The sequence below is a fragment of the Streptomyces sp. MMG1121 genome (genome assembly GCF_001280015.1).
Classification (GTDB): Bacteria; Actinomycetota; Actinomycetes; order Streptomycetales; family Streptomycetaceae; genus Streptomyces.
On the sequence record NZ_LGDV01000213.1, the window covers coordinates 268,731 to 282,958 of the forward strand.

General features: G+C 71.3%; 16 protein-coding genes. 6 read left to right on the forward strand and 10 right to left on the reverse strand.

The annotated features are described in order from the left end of the window. Window positions 1–25: 25 nt before the first annotated feature. The 3 genes from ADK64_RS30920 (at window position 26) to ADK64_RS30930 (ending at window position 2,600) form a co-directional block, all read left to right on the forward strand. Window positions 26–1,051, forward strand: a complete 1,026-nt coding sequence (locus ADK64_RS30920; RefSeq protein WP_078992932.1) for an EamA family transporter — start codon at window positions 26–28, stop codon at window positions 1,049–1,051. Between the two features lie 166 nt (window positions 1,052–1,217). Continuing rightward, on the forward strand, window positions 1,218–1,970 hold the full coding sequence (locus tag ADK64_RS30925) for an NPP1 family protein (protein WP_053664435.1): 753 nt from the start codon (window positions 1,218–1,220) through the stop codon (window positions 1,968–1,970). 162 nt (window positions 1,971–2,132) lie between these two features. Further along, entirely contained in the window at window positions 2,133–2,600 is a 468-nt protein-coding gene (locus ADK64_RS30930) for a pyridoxamine 5'-phosphate oxidase family protein (RefSeq protein ID WP_053664326.1), read from the forward strand. 74 nt (window positions 2,601–2,674) lie between these two features. On the opposite strand, the gene ADK64_RS30935 is transcribed toward ADK64_RS30930, so the two are convergent. Beyond that, window positions 2,675–3,598, reverse strand: coding sequence for an RNA polymerase sigma-70 factor (locus tag ADK64_RS30935; protein WP_053664328.1), 924 nt, complete (start codon window positions 3,596–3,598; stop codon window positions 2,675–2,677). Then, window positions 3,595–4,533: an NAD-dependent epimerase/dehydratase family protein gene (locus ADK64_RS30940; protein ID WP_199829749.1), complete on the reverse strand. Its 939-nt coding sequence runs from the start codon at window positions 4,531–4,533 to the stop codon at window positions 3,595–3,597. The genes ADK64_RS30935 and ADK64_RS30940 overlap by 4 nt, the downstream gene beginning before the upstream one ends. 299 nt (window positions 4,534–4,832) lie before the next feature. Here ADK64_RS30940 and ADK64_RS30945 point away from each other — a divergent pair, with 299 nt between their 5' ends. Then, a complete protein-coding gene (locus tag ADK64_RS30945; protein WP_053664330.1) occupies window positions 4,833–5,531 on the forward strand; it encodes an SDR family NAD(P)-dependent oxidoreductase in 699 nt (232 codons plus the stop codon). A 122-nt stretch (window positions 5,532–5,653) separates the two neighbouring features. After that, window positions 5,654–6,184, forward strand: coding sequence for a chloramphenicol phosphotransferase CPT (gene cpt, locus ADK64_RS30950; protein ID WP_053664333.1), 531 nt, complete (start codon window positions 5,654–5,656; stop codon window positions 6,182–6,184). Between the two features lie 464 nt (window positions 6,185–6,648). On the opposite strand, the gene ADK64_RS30955 is transcribed toward cpt, so the two are convergent. From ADK64_RS30955 to ADK64_RS30975, 6 genes are all read right to left on the reverse strand, one after another. After that, on the reverse strand, window positions 6,649–7,386 hold the full coding sequence (locus ADK64_RS30955) for a DUF1345 domain-containing protein (RefSeq protein WP_053664335.1): 738 nt from the start codon (window positions 7,384–7,386) through the stop codon (window positions 6,649–6,651). 58 nt (window positions 7,387–7,444) lie between these two features. Then, window positions 7,445–8,119: an acetate uptake transporter gene (locus ADK64_RS30960; RefSeq protein WP_053664337.1), complete on the reverse strand. Its 675-nt coding sequence runs from the start codon at window positions 8,117–8,119 to the stop codon at window positions 7,445–7,447. Between the two features lie 189 nt (window positions 8,120–8,308). Then, complete coding sequence (locus ADK64_RS45375; RefSeq protein ID WP_053664339.1) at window positions 8,309–8,659, reverse strand: hypothetical protein; 351 nt, start codon at window positions 8,657–8,659, stop codon at window positions 8,309–8,311. After that, window positions 8,656–8,826, reverse strand: coding sequence for a hypothetical protein (locus ADK64_RS46225; protein ID WP_159046373.1), 171 nt, complete (start codon window positions 8,824–8,826; stop codon window positions 8,656–8,658). Before ADK64_RS46225 ends, ADK64_RS45375 begins: the two co-directional genes overlap by 4 nt. Window positions 8,827–8,930: 104 nt before the next feature. Continuing rightward, a complete protein-coding gene (locus ADK64_RS30970; protein WP_199829750.1) occupies window positions 8,931–10,382 on the reverse strand; it encodes a purine-cytosine permease family protein in 1,452 nt (483 codons plus the stop codon). A gap of 149 nt (window positions 10,383–10,531) precedes the next feature. Next, entirely contained in the window at window positions 10,532–11,425 is an 894-nt protein-coding gene (locus tag ADK64_RS30975) for a polysaccharide deacetylase family protein (protein ID WP_053664344.1), read from the reverse strand. Between the two features lie 356 nt (window positions 11,426–11,781). On the opposite strand from ADK64_RS30975, the gene ADK64_RS30980 reads away from it, so the two are divergent. After that, complete coding sequence (locus ADK64_RS30980; protein ID WP_053664346.1) at window positions 11,782–12,438, forward strand: maleylpyruvate isomerase N-terminal domain-containing protein; 657 nt, start codon at window positions 11,782–11,784, stop codon at window positions 12,436–12,438. A gap of 19 nt (window positions 12,439–12,457) precedes the next feature. Here the strand turns inward: ADK64_RS30980 and ADK64_RS30985 are convergent, their stop codons facing one another. Both ADK64_RS30985 and ADK64_RS30990 read right to left on the reverse strand, forming a co-directional pair. After that, the gene (locus tag ADK64_RS30985) at window positions 12,458–13,297 is read right to left on the reverse strand and encodes an ABC transporter permease (protein WP_053664348.1); all 840 of its coding nucleotides are present in this window, start codon (window positions 13,295–13,297) and stop codon (window positions 12,458–12,460) included. Further along, entirely contained in the window at window positions 13,294–14,214 is a 921-nt protein-coding gene (locus ADK64_RS30990; RefSeq protein WP_053664350.1) for an ABC transporter ATP-binding protein, read from the reverse strand. Before ADK64_RS30990 ends, ADK64_RS30985 begins: the two co-directional genes overlap by 4 nt. Window positions 14,215–14,228: the final 14 nt, after the last annotated feature.

The following is a 14,228-nucleotide window of genomic DNA, read 5'->3' on the forward strand; positions in this document are numbered from 1 at the left end:
ACGGAGCAAGGAAATGCGAGCCGGTATGAAGCAGGGCAGCACGACCCGGGCGTACACGGCGGCCGTCGGGAAGATACCCGCTCCCGGGCTGGTGCTGGGCGGCGTGTGCGGCATCCAGTTCGGCGCCGCCTTCGCGCCTCGGGTCTATCCGCAGGTGGGTGCCGCCGGCGTGGTCTTCCTGCGGCTGCTGATCGCGGGCGTACTGCTGTGTCTGGTGTGGCGCCCACGACGGCAGGCGCCGGGCACGGCGCGGGGTGCCTGGAGGGTGGTGCTCGGCGCCGGGGTGCTGCTCGCGGGGCACCATCTCGCCTTCTACGAGGCCGTCAGGCACATCCCGCTGGGCGCCGTCGCGACGATCGAGTTCCTCGGCCCGTTCGCCATCGCCCTGGCCGGATCACGACGGGCGGCCGACCTGCTGCCCGCCTGTCTGGCAGCAGGCGGTGTGCTGCTGCTCGGCGGGGGCGGCGTCCCGCTGGCCCCGGGCGGCCTCGCCCTGGCCGCGGTGGCGGCGTGCTGCTGGGCCGGTTACATCCTCGTCTCCTCGCGCATGGCACAGCGCGTCAGCGGCGGGCAGGGGCTGGCGGTCGCGGTCCTGCTGGCCGCCCTGTTGAGCGCCCCGTACGGCATCGCACGCGCCCGGAGCGCGCTCCTGGATCCTCATGTGCTGTGGGTCGCCGCGGTGGTGGCGGTAGCCTCCAGCGTGCTGCCGTACTCGCTCAATCTGGAGGCGCTGCGCCGGATTCCTCCGCGCGTCTTCGGCGTGCTGACCAGCCTCGAGCCGGCCGTCGGCGCCCTGTTCGGACTGCTCATCCTCGGTCAACGGCTCGCCTGGCCACAGTGGCTCGGCATCGCCGCCGTCGCCTGCGCCTCCGTCGCGGCGACGTTCCTGGGCGTCGGCGAGCGGCGAGGTGCGAAGCGTGAGCGGGCAGCGGACGGACACCCCGCCGGGCCGGCGGACGACGCCACCCCGGCACCCGACACCCATAACAATCCCACCTCCCTTCCCGCACCCCTCACTTCACCTCTTGACGCAAGTGGTCCACACCTTTAGGTTCACGGCGCGACCACGCCCCCGTCCGACGCGTTCACCGTTCACGAGGTGAACGCGACCCGGTCCCGCCTTCTGTACTCACCTATGAGGAGTTGAGGTGCGAACCCCCCTGTCCCCCGCACGAGTTCCGGGCACCCAGGCATCCGCCGACCGCCGCCGGCCACGACTGCGCCGGTCGGCCCCGGCCGTTCTCCTCGCCGCACTGGCCCTCGTACTGACGCTCCCCGCCCAGGCCGACGCCGCCGTACTGCAGTTGCTGCCGCAGAACGCCGACGGCCTGGAACAGACCTTCTCCCCCGCCTACGACTACGACGGCGACGGCTGCTACGCCACCGCTGCCATCGGTGCCGACGGCACGATCAACCCCGGCCTGAAGCTCGGCGGTGACGTCAACGGCCACTGCCACGACTACGCCCAGCTCGCCAACGCCAACACCTACTCACGCGAGAAGTGCAACAACGGCTGGTGTGCCGTCGTGTATGCCAGCTACTTCGAGAAGGACCAGGCGACCCTGGGCCCGGCGGCCATCGGCCACACCCACGACTGGGAGCACGTCGTCGTGTGGGTCAACAACAACGAGGTCCAGTACGTGTCGGTGTCCCAGCACACCGGCTACCAGGTGGCCGCCCGCTCCTCGGTCCGCTTCGACGGGACCCACCCGAAGATCGTCTACCACAAGGACGGCGTCTCCACCCACGACTTCCGCTTCGCCAACAGCAACGACGAGCCGCCGGAGAACGTGACCGGCGGCTGGTTCTACCCGCGCCTGGTCGGCTGGAACGGCTATCCGCCCGGCTTCCGCGACAAGCTCATGAACGCCGACTTCGGCGCGGCGACCATCAAGATCAAGGACGGCGACTTCGCGTACGCGCTGGCGCACTCCATGCCCTCGGGCATCCCGTTCGACCCGAACGCCTGAGCCCAACTCCGTTCAACAGTCGGCCGGTCCACCTCGGACGCCCGCGCACCTGTCGCGGGCGTACTCCGACGCTGGACCTGGGCTGCGGCACCGGTGGCGTGAGCACGGCCCCCGCGGGCGTCTCGGACGAGCCTCACGACGCGGACTGCAGGCTCTGAATTCATGCAGATCAACGACGTGGTCCCGCGCGGGCTTGCGGAACGCAGGCGCGACACGCTGAAGAGGCTCGCCACGGATCGGGATGTGTGGGTGTCGACGGCTCACCCCGATCACGGACCCCACCAGGTACCGCTGTGGTTTCTGTGGGACGGGCGGGCGATGTGGATGTGCACCGGCGCCACATCCGTGACCGCGCGGAACGTCCGTGCCGAACCGCGCGTGCGCCTGGCGCTGCCGGACAGTTTCGACGTGGTGCTGATCCAGGGCGAGGCGGAGACCCACCCCGCGCAGGAGGTGCCCGCTGACGCGGCCCAGGCGTACACCGAGACGTTCGGCTGGGACCCGCGTACGGAAGACGGTCCGTTCATGTACGTGCGCGTCGTACCGAACACCGTGCGCGCCTGGCGCGGCGAGCCGGAACTGCGCGGCAGAGTCATCATGCGCGACGGGGCCCGGATCGGGTCCGACTGATCACCGCGCAGGCCCAACTACCCTGCGCGGCAAGCCTCTTCGGGCAGATCGACCTCGGCTGTCGAGTACGGGTGTCAGTCCTCGTCCCGGCGAGTGCGCCGCGCTTCGCGCAGGATCGCCCAGGCGTCCGCGACCGGGCCCACGTGGCCGAGCTTGTCGGGGTTGCTCACCGCGCGGATTGTCTGGATACGGTCGTCGAGGATCTCAAGGGTCCAGGTGTTGATGACGTTGCCGTCCCGGTCGCGGAGGATCGCGCCCGGCTGGCCGTTCACCTGACAGGGCTCCACGACGCCGGCGATCCGGGTGAACGGCAGGACGACCGAGGTGAGCACCTGGGCCACGTTCCCGGCGCCGAAGACGCCCCTGTCCCACTGCGGGGCCTTGCCACCGCTGTCCGCGGTCATCGACACGTCGGCGGCGAGCAGTTCGCGCAGCCCGTCGACGTCTCCCTTCCCCAAGGCGGCGAAGAAACGCTCGGCGAGTTGCTCGCGCTTCTTGCGGTCGGCCTCGAAACGGGGCCGGCCCGCCTCCATATGGCGGCGTGCCCGTTCCGCGAGCTGCCGGCACGCCGCCTCCGGCCTGCCGACCACGGGCCCGATCTCCGCGAACTCGAAGCCGAACACCTCCCGCAGCACGAAGACCGCCCGCTCCAGAGGACTGAGCCGCTCCAGCAGAAGCAGGGAAGTCATCGACAGCGAATCGGCCAACTCCGCTGCCTGCTCGGGGTTTTCGTACGGGTCGGCGAGCAGGGGCGCGGGGTACCAGGGTCCGCGGTACGACTCACGCCGGGCACGGGACGAGCGCAGCACGTCGATCGAGATCCGGGTCACCGTGGCGGACAGGAACGCCCTGACCGACGCGGGTCGGGTCGGGGACGAGTCGTAGCGCAGCCACGTCTCCTCCACGGCGTCCTCGGCCTCGCTGACGCTGCCCAGGAGACGGTAGGCGAGGGAGAACAACAGCGGTCGCAGCGTCTCGAAATCCTCGATCCGGCTCATACCAGCCCCTCCCTGAAGCCCTGCCGCCATGACGGATAGCGCAGTTGCCAGCCGAGTTCCCGCTTGGCCTTGGCGTTGGAGAAGCCGTGTCCCTCGGTCATCATCGTCACCATCACGTCCCCGGCCAGCAGCCGGGCCAGCCACGCAGGCACCCGTAACGGCGGCTTGGCGCCCACGCACGCCGCCAGGTGGGGCAACCACTCGCTCGCGGGGGCCGGTTCGTCGTCGACGATGTTGAACACCCCCCTCGCCTTCTGCTCCACGGCCACGACGGTGGCGCTCACGGCGTCGTCGAGGTGCACCCAGGAGGCGTAGCCGGTACCGCCCCCGACGAGCGGGAACTGCCGCTTGCGCACGAGCACGAGCGCCTCGTCGGTGGCGCCCGGTCCGTAGAGCCCGCCGTAGCGCAGCACCGCGCCGCCGGCACTGCCGACCGCGTCCTCCAGGTGGCGCAGCGCCGCCATCAGCCCGTGCGCGGGCGATCCCTCGTGCAGGTCCAGCGGGTCCTCCTCGGTCTTGACCCAGCCGCCCGCGCGGATCCCGTTCCAGTTGGCGAACCCCTGCGCGACGAAGTGCGACACGCCGGTCGCCCCGGCGGCGGCCAGCAGGTGGTCCGTCCCCTCGGTGCGCAGTCTGGTGGTGGGCATGAACCACTGATCGAAGTGCTTCGGGTCGGGCTTGCCGGCATGGGCGACGCTGATCCCGGTCATCTGGTGCACGATCACGTCGGGCCGGGCCACGGCCACCGCTTCGCCCACGGACACCGCGTTCAGTCCGTCCATCACGACACCGTCCGCGCCCAGCCGTGCCAACAGGCCCAGCTTGGCCCCGCTCGTCGTCGTGGCCGTCACCTGGTGGCCACGGCCCACGAGTTGCGGCACCAGCCGTCGCCCCAACGCTCCGGTGCCGCCCGCCACGAACACCCGCATGGCCATCGCCTCCCTGGTCCCGAACTCTGCTTCCGAGACCGAGACGAGACAGGCCCGCCGTGTGTGACATCGCAGGGCGGGCGAGGCCGGGAGCTGGGTCGACGCGGGCGCACGGACGGGGCGGTCGCGGCAGGTACGGCGTCGTCGCACACCGGACTACCGCCTGCACATGGGCAGCCGGCCATCGGTCCGAGCGGCTCAGGTGCGGGACGAGGACTTCTCCGCCATGGCCAGCCGCAGCCTGGCCTCGTCCGGACTACCGGGCAGCGTGGTCAGGATCACGATGCGGCGGGGACGATCGAGGCATGCCCATCACCTTCATCACCGGAGCCAACAAGGGTCTCGGCTACGAGACCGCCCGCCGCCTCGTCGAACTCGGCCACACCGTGCTCATGGGAGCCCGCGATCCGGGACGGGGCGCTGCGGCCGCCGCCTCGCTGGGTGCGCGATGCGTTCCTGTCGACGTCACCGACGACGCCTCGGTCGCGGCCGCGGCAGCCGACGTCGCCGCACACGAGGGCCTGATCGACGTCCTGGTCAACAACGCCGGCGTGTCCGGTCCGCACGTTGATCCGAGCGACCTGACCGGCGCCGACGCCCTCGGCGTCTTCGACGTCAACCTCTTCGGCGTCGTCCGGACGACCACCGCCTTCCTGCCGCTGCTGCGCCGGTCGCCGGACCCGGTCATCATCAACGTCAGCAGCGGACTGGGCTCGCTGGCCCTCACGCACGACCCGTCGCGCATCGAGTCCTCCGTCGTCGCACCCCTCTACACGGCCTCCAAAGCTGCCCTGACCATGCTGACCACGCAGTACGCCAAGGCTCTGCGGGACGTCCGTATCAACGCCGTCGATCCCGGCTACACGGCGACCGATCTCAACGGCCAGTCCGGGCCCCAGTCCGTCACCGAGGGCACGGACGCGATCGTCCGTCTCGCCACCGAGGACCCCGGAGCGGGCTCGGGACGCTTCGTCGACCGCACCGGCCCGGTCGGCTGGTCCTGACGAGCGGGGGTGAACTTCATGCCCGCGGACGCGGCGCTCCGGGCAACGCCCAGCGGCTGGCCCGGCCTCTCCGTCCCAACTGCCGGGAGCGCCGCACCGGTTCCTCTAGGGTGGGCCCGGTGATGACCCAGGTGATCGTCCTCAACGGTGGTTCCAGCTCGGGGAAGTCCGGGATCGTTCGGTGTCTGCAGGCCGTTCTGCCGGATCCGTGGCTGGCACTCGGGACGGACGTGCTGGTCGAGGCGATGCCGGCGTCGCTGCGGACGTCGGACTCCGGGATCGAGTTCGCTCCGGACGGCCAGGTGGTCGTCGGGCCGGAGTTCCGCGCGGTGGAGGCCGCATGGATCGAGGGGGTCGCCGCGATGGCCCACGCGGGCGCGCGGGTCATCGTCGACGAGGTCTTCCTCGGCGGAGCGGACTCCCAGCAGCGATGGCAGAAGGCTCTGGGTGGGCTGTGGGTGCTGTGGGTCGGCGTCAGGTGTGACGGCGCGGTCGCCGCGGGGCGGGAGGTCGCCCGGGGCGATCGTGTCATCGGGATGGCCGCCTCCCAGGCGGACATCGTCCACGAGGGCGTGGCCTACGACCTGGAGGTGGACACCACCCGTACCGAGTCGATGGAGTGCGCGCACATCATCGCCGCACGTGTCAGCTGAGCGGGCCCGGGCTGACCGGGGCGGCGCGGCGGGCGTGGACACGGCGGGACGCGGCCGTCCCGTGAGCGCCAGGAGGGCGACGAGAGCCGTGAGGACGATCCACCCGGGCCGTCCATTGGTCCCCATGCGCGGCACAGGATCACGCCGACTACGCTCCTGCGGCGGCAGTTGACCCCACACCTGCGCGCGGACGCTGTACGACGACGGCCGCGCGAGGGGGCAGCGGTGTCAGTCCACCGTCCCCGCCTACGCGGCCGCGCTCGCGACCCGTCCTCACCGTACGCCGACTGTCCGACGGCACCCGACGAGATCCGCCGTGGGGACGCCGCCCGGTCCGCCGCACGCGTGGGGACCGTGTCGTCGCGCGGCGGTGACACCGCCCCTGGGCGAGCCGGTCCGCCGCTGCGAGAAGGCGCAGCGCAGGCTCCCGTCACGGTGACTGAGCGGCTGCCCGGGCGAGCGGGCTACTTCAGGATGTTGACGGCCCGCGCGACCACGAGGACGACGGTCACCAGGGACACCGACGACTGCAGCAGCATCAGCATCTTTGACCAGCGGGACAGCGGCATGACGTCGGTCGGGCTGAAGGCGGTGGCGTTGGTGAAGGACAGGTACAGGTAGTCCAGGAACATCGGCTCCCAGTCCGGCGGCGCGATCTCCGGGTTCTGCATCTGTACGAAGAGGAAGTCGGCGTACTGGTGCCGTCCCTGGACGCGGGCCATCGGGCCGCCCCGGTCCCACTCCCAGTACCACAGGGCGAACACGATCACGTTCGTGACCCAGATGACGCCGCCGGTGAGCAGCAGCGGCACGGCCTGGTCACCGCCGGTGCCGTTCACCAGGTCCCCCACGAGCCGGACCGCCGCCCAGCCGTTGGTCAGGCTGATGACGCACATCAGGGCCAGACCCAGCCACCTCAACCACCGGGTGCGGGGCTCCACTCGGCGCGGGTTGGCGGCGACCAGGCCGGCCAGCAGGGCCAGCTCGAGCACGGGCATGGCCCAGACGGGATGCAGCAGGATGAGCCGGTGCGGCAGGGTGAGCTGCAGGGCGACGGCCGTGAGGATCACGACGGTCACCGTCCAGCGCGGCTCACCACGGGTCGCCCGGCGCCACGCGGGGGCCAACTCCCGCTCGCCGCTCTCCAGCAACCGCTCGATCCGGGCCAGCCGGCCCTCGGCGTCATCCATGTCGTCGTTCATGACGAGGATTGTCGCGGGCGATCCCCTCCCGGCGGGAACCGGGGCGGCCGGCGACCGCTCATGTCTCCTCGGGCGGAACGCTCGACGCCTGCGCCGGGGCGGGGCCGGGCCGGCGCGCGCCCACGGGCAGGAGCGTGCGGCCATGCGTCTCGTTGATGACGGTCGCCGCCGACCCGTACCAGGCGACGAGACCCGTGGCGATGCCGAACCAGCCGCCCAACTGGGTCATGACGTGTGGCTCCGCCCCGGTCTGGAACGCTCCGACGGCCAGGAGGACGTAGGTGAGGGCGAGCAGCACCAGCACCGCCAGCACGACGAGGCTGACCCGGAGCGCGGCGACCGCCATGTAGGCGGTGAAGATCCCCCATCCCAGCAGGAACAGGCCGAGCGCGTTGTGCGCGTCGCCGGCGAGGGCCAGGCGCGGTGCGATCCACCAGTACGCCATCCAGAAGGCCCCGTACGAGATGAAGACCGTCGCGCCGAACGTGTTGCCGCGGCGGAATTCGAACAGGCCTGCGGCGAACTGGGCGAGGCCGCCGTAGAACGCGGCCATTCCCAGCACCGGCACAATGGCGGCGCCCTCCTTCAGCAGGTTGGTGTTGAGGATGGAGAGCAGCAGGGTGGTGAGGGCGAAGCCGGCCAGGCCCAGCGGGGCCGGATCGCCCCAGACCGCCGGGCGCGGGTTCTCCGCGGGTGGCCGCTCCGGGTGCGGGCTCCTCGTGTCCTCGATCATGACCGGCATCCCTTCGAGCAGAGCCGGACCAGCAGCCGACGCTTGGCTAGCCCACGAACGTGCTGGTCGGAACCCCGAGGCGGGCTGACGACACCGGCGTGCCGCCCACGTCTGCGCATCTCTCTACGGAAAGTACCCGTTTGTCGCATTCATTAGGCATGTCCTGACCAGACACATACACGGAGCGGGTCAGCGGTCCGTGGTCGTGACAACGAGCCCGAACCCGATCAGCACGACGCCGGTCGCCCGGACCAGCGCGCGGCGCGGCCGAGCCGTGTGCAGGCGCGGCCCAGCCCTGGCCGGCGCCGGCGGCGCAGCCCCCAGCCAGGCCACGGTCAGGCCGATGCGCAGGAGGGCGAGCAGCGTCATGGCCCAGGCGGCCGGCAGCCGTGGCGGGGCCGGGGAGGGGAGCGGCCCGGAGCAGAAGACGGCGGTCTTGGGGGTGAGGGCGTCGCTGATCGGCCCGGTCCGCCAGGGGCCTTTGGTGGCCGAGGGAGCCCCCGTGGCCGCCGTACGGCTGCGGCGGGACGGTGCTGTCACAGGGACTGCGCGCCCAGGAACACCAGGTAGCCGGCGCCGAGCTGCTCGACGGCCAGGTACGCCCTCGGCGAGGCGGCGACGCGGCGACGCGGCGAGCGCGTCCGCGGGCCCGGCCACGGCCAGCGCGCGCCGGAGCAGCAGCCCGGACGCGATACCGGTCCGGCCACGGTCCGCAACGCCTCCCCGGCACCGGCCGCCGGCGCTCGGCTGGTCACCGGAGTCCGGACGACCGAACATCCGGGGGACCGACGCGGGGACCGGTACGGCCGGCTCAGGGCTCGCGGTGTTCGTGTGCCGCCTGTTCCAGCGCCGCCGCCTCCGCCAGGGCCAGGCGGGTCTCGGCCGCCACGTCGAGCGAGCGGGTCAGCCACCAGTAGAGCAGGGCGGACACCGGCAGACCGATGAACAGGGAGATGTCGGCTCCGTCGAGGGCCTTGGCGGCGGGACCGACGTACAGGGTGCCGACGGAGAAGAAGGGGATCATGGCGGCGAAGCCGACCAGATAGGCGGTGATGCCGCGCCAGCCCCAACGGCCGTAGATCCCATGGGGGTTGAAGATTTCGGCGATGGCGTAGTGGCCGCGGCGGACGACGTAGTAGTCCATGAGGTTCACCGCGGTCCAGGGGATGAAGAGGTACAGCACGAGCAGCAGGAAGTTATTGAAGTCCTGAAGGAAGTTGGCGGTGGCGGCCAGCGCTCCGACCAGGGAGAGCGCCGCGGTCACGCCGAGGGTCAGCAGGCGTACGCCCAGTGTCGGCCGCACGCGTTTGAACGAGTCGATGCCGCTGATGAGGGTCAGGGAACCGCCGTACATGTTCAGGGCGGTGACGGAGACCAGGCCCAGCGAGGCGAAGAGCAGGACGATCGCGCCGAAGCCGCTGAACACCTTGTCGCCCGCCGCGTTGATCGACTTGATCGTCTCGAAGTCCTTGCCCGCCCAGGCGGCCAGCAGGGTGCCGAGCACCATCAGCCAGATGCCGCCGAGCGCGGAGCCGAAGTACGTCCAGTAGAAGGTCTTGCGGACCGTGACGTCCGGCGGGAGGTAGCGCGAGTAGTCGGAGACGTAGATGGCCCAGCTGATCTGGTAGCCGGCGACCACGCCGAACTGTGCCAGGAACGGCGTCCACTTGAAGGCGCCCAGGTCGAAGGAGCCGGCCGGGTAGTGCAGGGTGACGAGGACGCCGACGGTGAAGATCCCGAAGATCACCAGGAAGGTGTACGTCAGGACCCGCTCGGCCTTGTGGATGATGTCGTACCCCACCAGCGCGATGACGAGCGCGACCGCGGTGACCACGACCACCCACAGCTTCACGCTGCCGTGCAGGGTGGTGTGCAGGGAGTCGGCGGCGAGGATGCTGTTGAAGACGTTGAACCCGGCGTACTGCACGTAGGCGAAGAGCCAGACGAGCAGGGCGCCGACGTAGCCGAACTGGGGGCGTGACTGGATCATCTGCGGCAGGCCCAGCTGTGGGCCCTGTGCCGAGTGGAACGCCATGAAGAACGTGCCGATGACGGTGCCGGCGACGATGGCCAGCAGCGACCAGATCAGATTGCCGCCCCCGGTGATGCTGATGAGCCCCACGGCCAGGGTGGCGATCTGGGCGTTGGACATGAACCACAGCGGGCCCAGATGCCAGAGTTTGCCGTGCCGCTCGTCCAGGGGGACGTAGTCGATGGACCGGACCTCAAGGCCGGACACCCTCGGCTCTGCTGAAGTGCTCATGACGCCTCCCGTGCCCGGTCCGCCTCTGGAACACATTGTTCTCCCGCGTGGGCGCGGTGACGAGTGCTGTGCCGCGGGTAAGGCTCCGATCGGCTCCTGACAGCGGTGCCTCGGCCCTCACGCCGCGCGCGGAGCGATCACTTCCGCCGTCATGCCTGCAATGCGTCCGAGAGGCGGACGAAGCGGTGGCCGGTGGCCAGCAGGTGCGGCACGGCGCTCGCGATGCCCTGGGCGGTGCCGCCCTCGGGGTGGTTCATGTGGCACAGGACGATCGAGCCGCCCGGTGCCGCCGCGACGGTCTCGTGGACCTGCTCGTGGGTGAAGGTGGCGCCGCCGTCGCCGTTGACGGAGAAGCTGACGAAGCGTTCCCCTAGGTCACGGACGATATGTGCCGCGACGTCGTCGCAGTACGCGGTCCCGGACCGGAAGTAGCGAGGCGCCGCGCCCAGCAGCCGCGTCAGCTTGGCCCGGTTCCCGGCGATCTCGTCGTACACCTCGCCGGCGCCACGGGTGCCGGGGATGCCGTACGCGGAGCGGCCCGTGACGGACAGGGGGCGGTGCCGGGTGCCGTGGTTGGCGATCTCGAACTGCGGCGTGGCGGCCAGGCGGTGGAACTCCGCCGGGTTGGCGTCGATCCAGCGGGAGTTGATGAACAGCGTCGCCGGGATGTGCCGCTCGCGGAGGAAGTCGATCAGCGCACGGTCGTAGTCGCTGCCGCCCGGGCCGCCGCACGCGTCGAAGGTCAGCGCGATCTCGTTCTTCGCCTTGGGCAGGGAGTGCACCACTCCGGGGGCGTCGAAGCCCCAGCTGTGCGGGACGCTGCGCCCGTAACGGGCCACGACCTGAGCGCGGGTGACGGCGGGTCGGGACGCGGCCGCCGTCGTCGAGGGGGTGGCGCCGGAGGCCTGCGGCGCCGGGGCCGGGCCCGTCGCCGACGGTCCGGAAGAGGCGGCGGAGGCGTCGGTGCCCTTCTTCTGGCTCGCGCAACCGGCGAGCAGGCCCCCCACCATGGCGGCGAGCACCGCGCGGCGACCGGCAGTCATCCGTCCGTTCCTCCACACCTGACCGAACACACCTGACCGAACACATCCGACCGGACACATCCGACCGGACACATCTGGTGGAGGGCCGCCACGGCCGACGACCGCCCACTTCGGCCACCGTACGCACCGGACCGGGCGCGGCTGTGAAGACACCGGTAAGCGCGGGTAAGAGATCGCCCAGAATCGCTCGATCCGCCGCACGGTTCCCGGGTACGGCCAAGGCGCGCGGAACGGGCGGCCGTGTGCTCCGGCGCCACTTCGCCGGGGCTGGATTGCCAGTGGCCGCCTCTGGGGTCGGCCCTGTCCGTGATCAAAAGGGCGGGCGGGACGTCTCACGGTCGCGGTACCGTCCCGGCATGTCCCGATCAGCGAAGACCGACTTCTCCCCGTCACCCGTCACCGCGGACGACCTCGGCCTCGCCGTGCGGCTCGCGGTGGCAGCCCTGCGGAAGGCGCCCCCGGCCGCGTGGGACGAGAGGGCCGGTTCGCTGGAGTGGGACTGCTGGGAGACCGTCGAGCATCTCAGCGACGACCTCTTCGCCTACGCCGCCCAACTGGCCCCCGGAACACCGCCCTTGAACGGCGAGGTGCCCTTCGTATGGCAGAGCAGGCGCCCCGGTGGCCCGGCGAACGTCATCCACGCGAACCGTGCGGCGGGGCCCGCCGGCCTGTTGCAGGTGCTGGAGGCGAGCGGCGGGCTGCTGGTCGCCATGGTGCGTACGACGCCCCCGCAGACCCGCGCCCACCACGTCTTCGGCGTCTCCGACCCCGAGGGCTTCGCCGCGATGGGGACGGTGGAGACCCTGGTGCACACCTACGATCTGGCACAGGGGCTCGGGCTGGCCTGGCACCCGCCCGCCGATCTGTGCGCGCGGGTGCTCGTCCGGCTCTTCCCCGAGGCCCCGCGATCCATGGATCCCTGGGGCACCCTGCTGTGGGCGACCGGGCGCGGTGAACTGCCCGGACACCCTCGCCTGGCGGCCTGGCGCTGGGACGGCACGCCCCGGGCCTGACCCGGGCGGGCCGGCCGCTTCACACGTCTCGGCGCCTGACGACGAGCACCGCGAGCACGACCGCGATCAGCGGCCACAGCCCGTAGACGATCCACGAGCCGGGAACCGTGGCCGTGAACATCCGGGAGTGGGGCTGCGGTGGCCAGTTCTGGACCAGGCGTCTCCAGGCGGTGGCGACCATGGCGTGGTTGATGTCGGCCGACCATCGCCTGCTCGGTGAGAAGACCGTGGGCAGCATCAGCAGCGTGAAGGCACAGACGGCCATGGTCGCGGCGCTGTGCCGGATCAGGACGCCCAGGCCCAGGCCGGTCAGTGCGCAGACCGGGGCCAGCAGGGCGGAGGCCACCAGCGCTCGTGGCACGCCGGAACACGTGAGCGGAACTCCGGCGTGCCGACCGTTCAGGATGGCCTGGGAGACGAGGAAGGAACCGAGGGAGACCACCGTACCCACGACGGTCCACAGCGCGGCGGTGACGGTCGCCTTGGCCAGGACCACCGAGCCGCGGGCGGGAACGGCCACGGTGGTGGTGCGGATCAGGCCGCTGCTGTACTCGCTCACGACGGTGATGGCGCCGACGCCGCCGGCCACGAGCATCAGGGTCAGGCAGCCGGCCGGCGGAAAGGCGTCGAAGGGCAGGAAGCCGGGCGGCCGTCGCGCGCCCGTGCCGGTGCCCGCCAGGTTGTGGTAGTCCGCCAGTGCGGCCGCCGCCGCGGATCCGAGGACGAAGAGGGCGCCGAGGGTGATCGTCCACCAAGTGGAGCGCAGGGAACGCGTCTTGAGCCACTCGGCGGCGATCAGGTCGCCGAAGCGGGCGCGGGGTTGCGCGGTGGTCGCGGAGAAAGCGGTGTACGTACTCATCGGCCTTGTCCTGCCAGGTATTCGACGCTGTCGGCGGTCAGGTGCATGAACGCCTCCTCCAGTGAGGCGGTCCGTCGGGTCAGCTCGTTCAGCTGGATGCGGTGTTCCAGGGCGAGCGCTCCGATGCGCTCCGCCGGCAGCCCGGTGACGACGAGTTGCCCGGCGTCCGCCCGGTCCCGCGGTTCGACCGACGCACCCGCCGTGGTCAGTACCGCCGCCAGTTCGCCGGCCTGCGGGCTGGCGACCAGCACGTCGGCCCGGGTGCCGCGGGCCGCGAAGTCCGCCACAGACTCGGCGGCGATCAGCCTGCCTTGGCCGATGACGACGAGGTGGTCGGCGGTGTTCTCCATCTCCGACATCAGGTGGCTGGAGAGGAAGACGGTGCGGCCTTCGGCCGCCAGACGCCGGAACAGGCGTCGCACCCACAGGACGCCCTCCGGATCCATTCCGTTGATCGGCTCGTCGAACATCAGCACAGGCGGGTCGCCGAGCAGGGCGGTCGCGATGCCGAGGCGCTGCTTCATGCCGAGGGAGAAGCCGCCGATGCGGCGCCCAGCCGCGTCGGCCAGTCCCACCTCCTCGAGCACGTCCCCGACTCGGCGCGGTGGGAGGCCGTTGCTGCGGGCCAGGGCGGACAGATGGGCCTTCGCGGTGCGTCCGCCGTGGACGTGGTGGGCGTCCAGGAGGGCGCCCACGTGCCGCAGTCCGCGTGGATGGCCGCGAAAAGGAACCTCGCTGACGGTGGCCGAGCCGCCCGTGGGCGTGTCCAGGCCGAGGATCATGCGCAAGGTGGTGGTCTTGCCGGCTCCGTTGGGGCCGAGGAAGCCGGTGACCTGGCCCGGCCGGACGGTGAAGGACAGATGGTCGACGGCCGTCCTGGCGCCGTAGCGCTTGGTGAGTTCGCTGACTTCGATCACGGGACCACCGTGCC

Coding starts and splice junctions, on each gene's coding strand:
- ADK64_RS30975 (WP_053664344.1), bottom strand. CDS start 11,425: ATGACTGCCGGTCGCCGCGCGGTGCTCGCCGCCATGGTGGGGGGCCTG.
- ADK64_RS30985 (WP_053664348.1), bottom strand. CDS start 13,297: ATGAGTACGTACACCGCTTTCTCCGCGACCACCGCGCAACCCCGCGCC.
- ADK64_RS30970 (WP_199829750.1), bottom strand. CDS start 10,382: ATGAGCACTTCAGCAGAGCCGAGGGTGTCCGGCCTTGAGGTCCGGTCC.
- ADK64_RS30960 (WP_053664337.1), bottom strand. CDS start 8,119: ATGATCGAGGACACGAGGAGCCCGCACCCGGAGCGGCCACCCGCGGAG.
- ADK64_RS30980 (WP_053664346.1), top strand. CDS start 11,782: ATGTCCCGATCAGCGAAGACCGACTTCTCCCCGTCACCCGTCACCGCG.
- cpt (WP_053664333.1), top strand. CDS start 5,654: ATGACCCAGGTGATCGTCCTCAACGGTGGTTCCAGCTCGGGGAAGTCC.
- ADK64_RS30940 (WP_199829749.1), bottom strand. CDS start 4,533: ATGGCCATGCGGGTGTTCGTGGCGGGCGGCACCGGAGCGTTGGGGCGA.
- ADK64_RS30930 (WP_053664326.1), top strand. CDS start 2,133: ATGCAGATCAACGACGTGGTCCCGCGCGGGCTTGCGGAACGCAGGCGC.
- ADK64_RS30945 (WP_053664330.1), top strand. CDS start 4,833: ATGCCCATCACCTTCATCACCGGAGCCAACAAGGGTCTCGGCTACGAG.
- ADK64_RS30955 (WP_053664335.1), bottom strand. CDS start 7,386: ATGAACGACGACATGGATGACGCCGAGGGCCGGCTGGCCCGGATCGAG.
- ADK64_RS30920 (WP_078992932.1), top strand. CDS start 26: ATGAAGCAGGGCAGCACGACCCGGGCGTACACGGCGGCCGTCGGGAAG.
- ADK64_RS30935 (WP_053664328.1), bottom strand. CDS start 3,598: ATGAGCCGGATCGAGGATTTCGAGACGCTGCGACCGCTGTTGTTCTCC.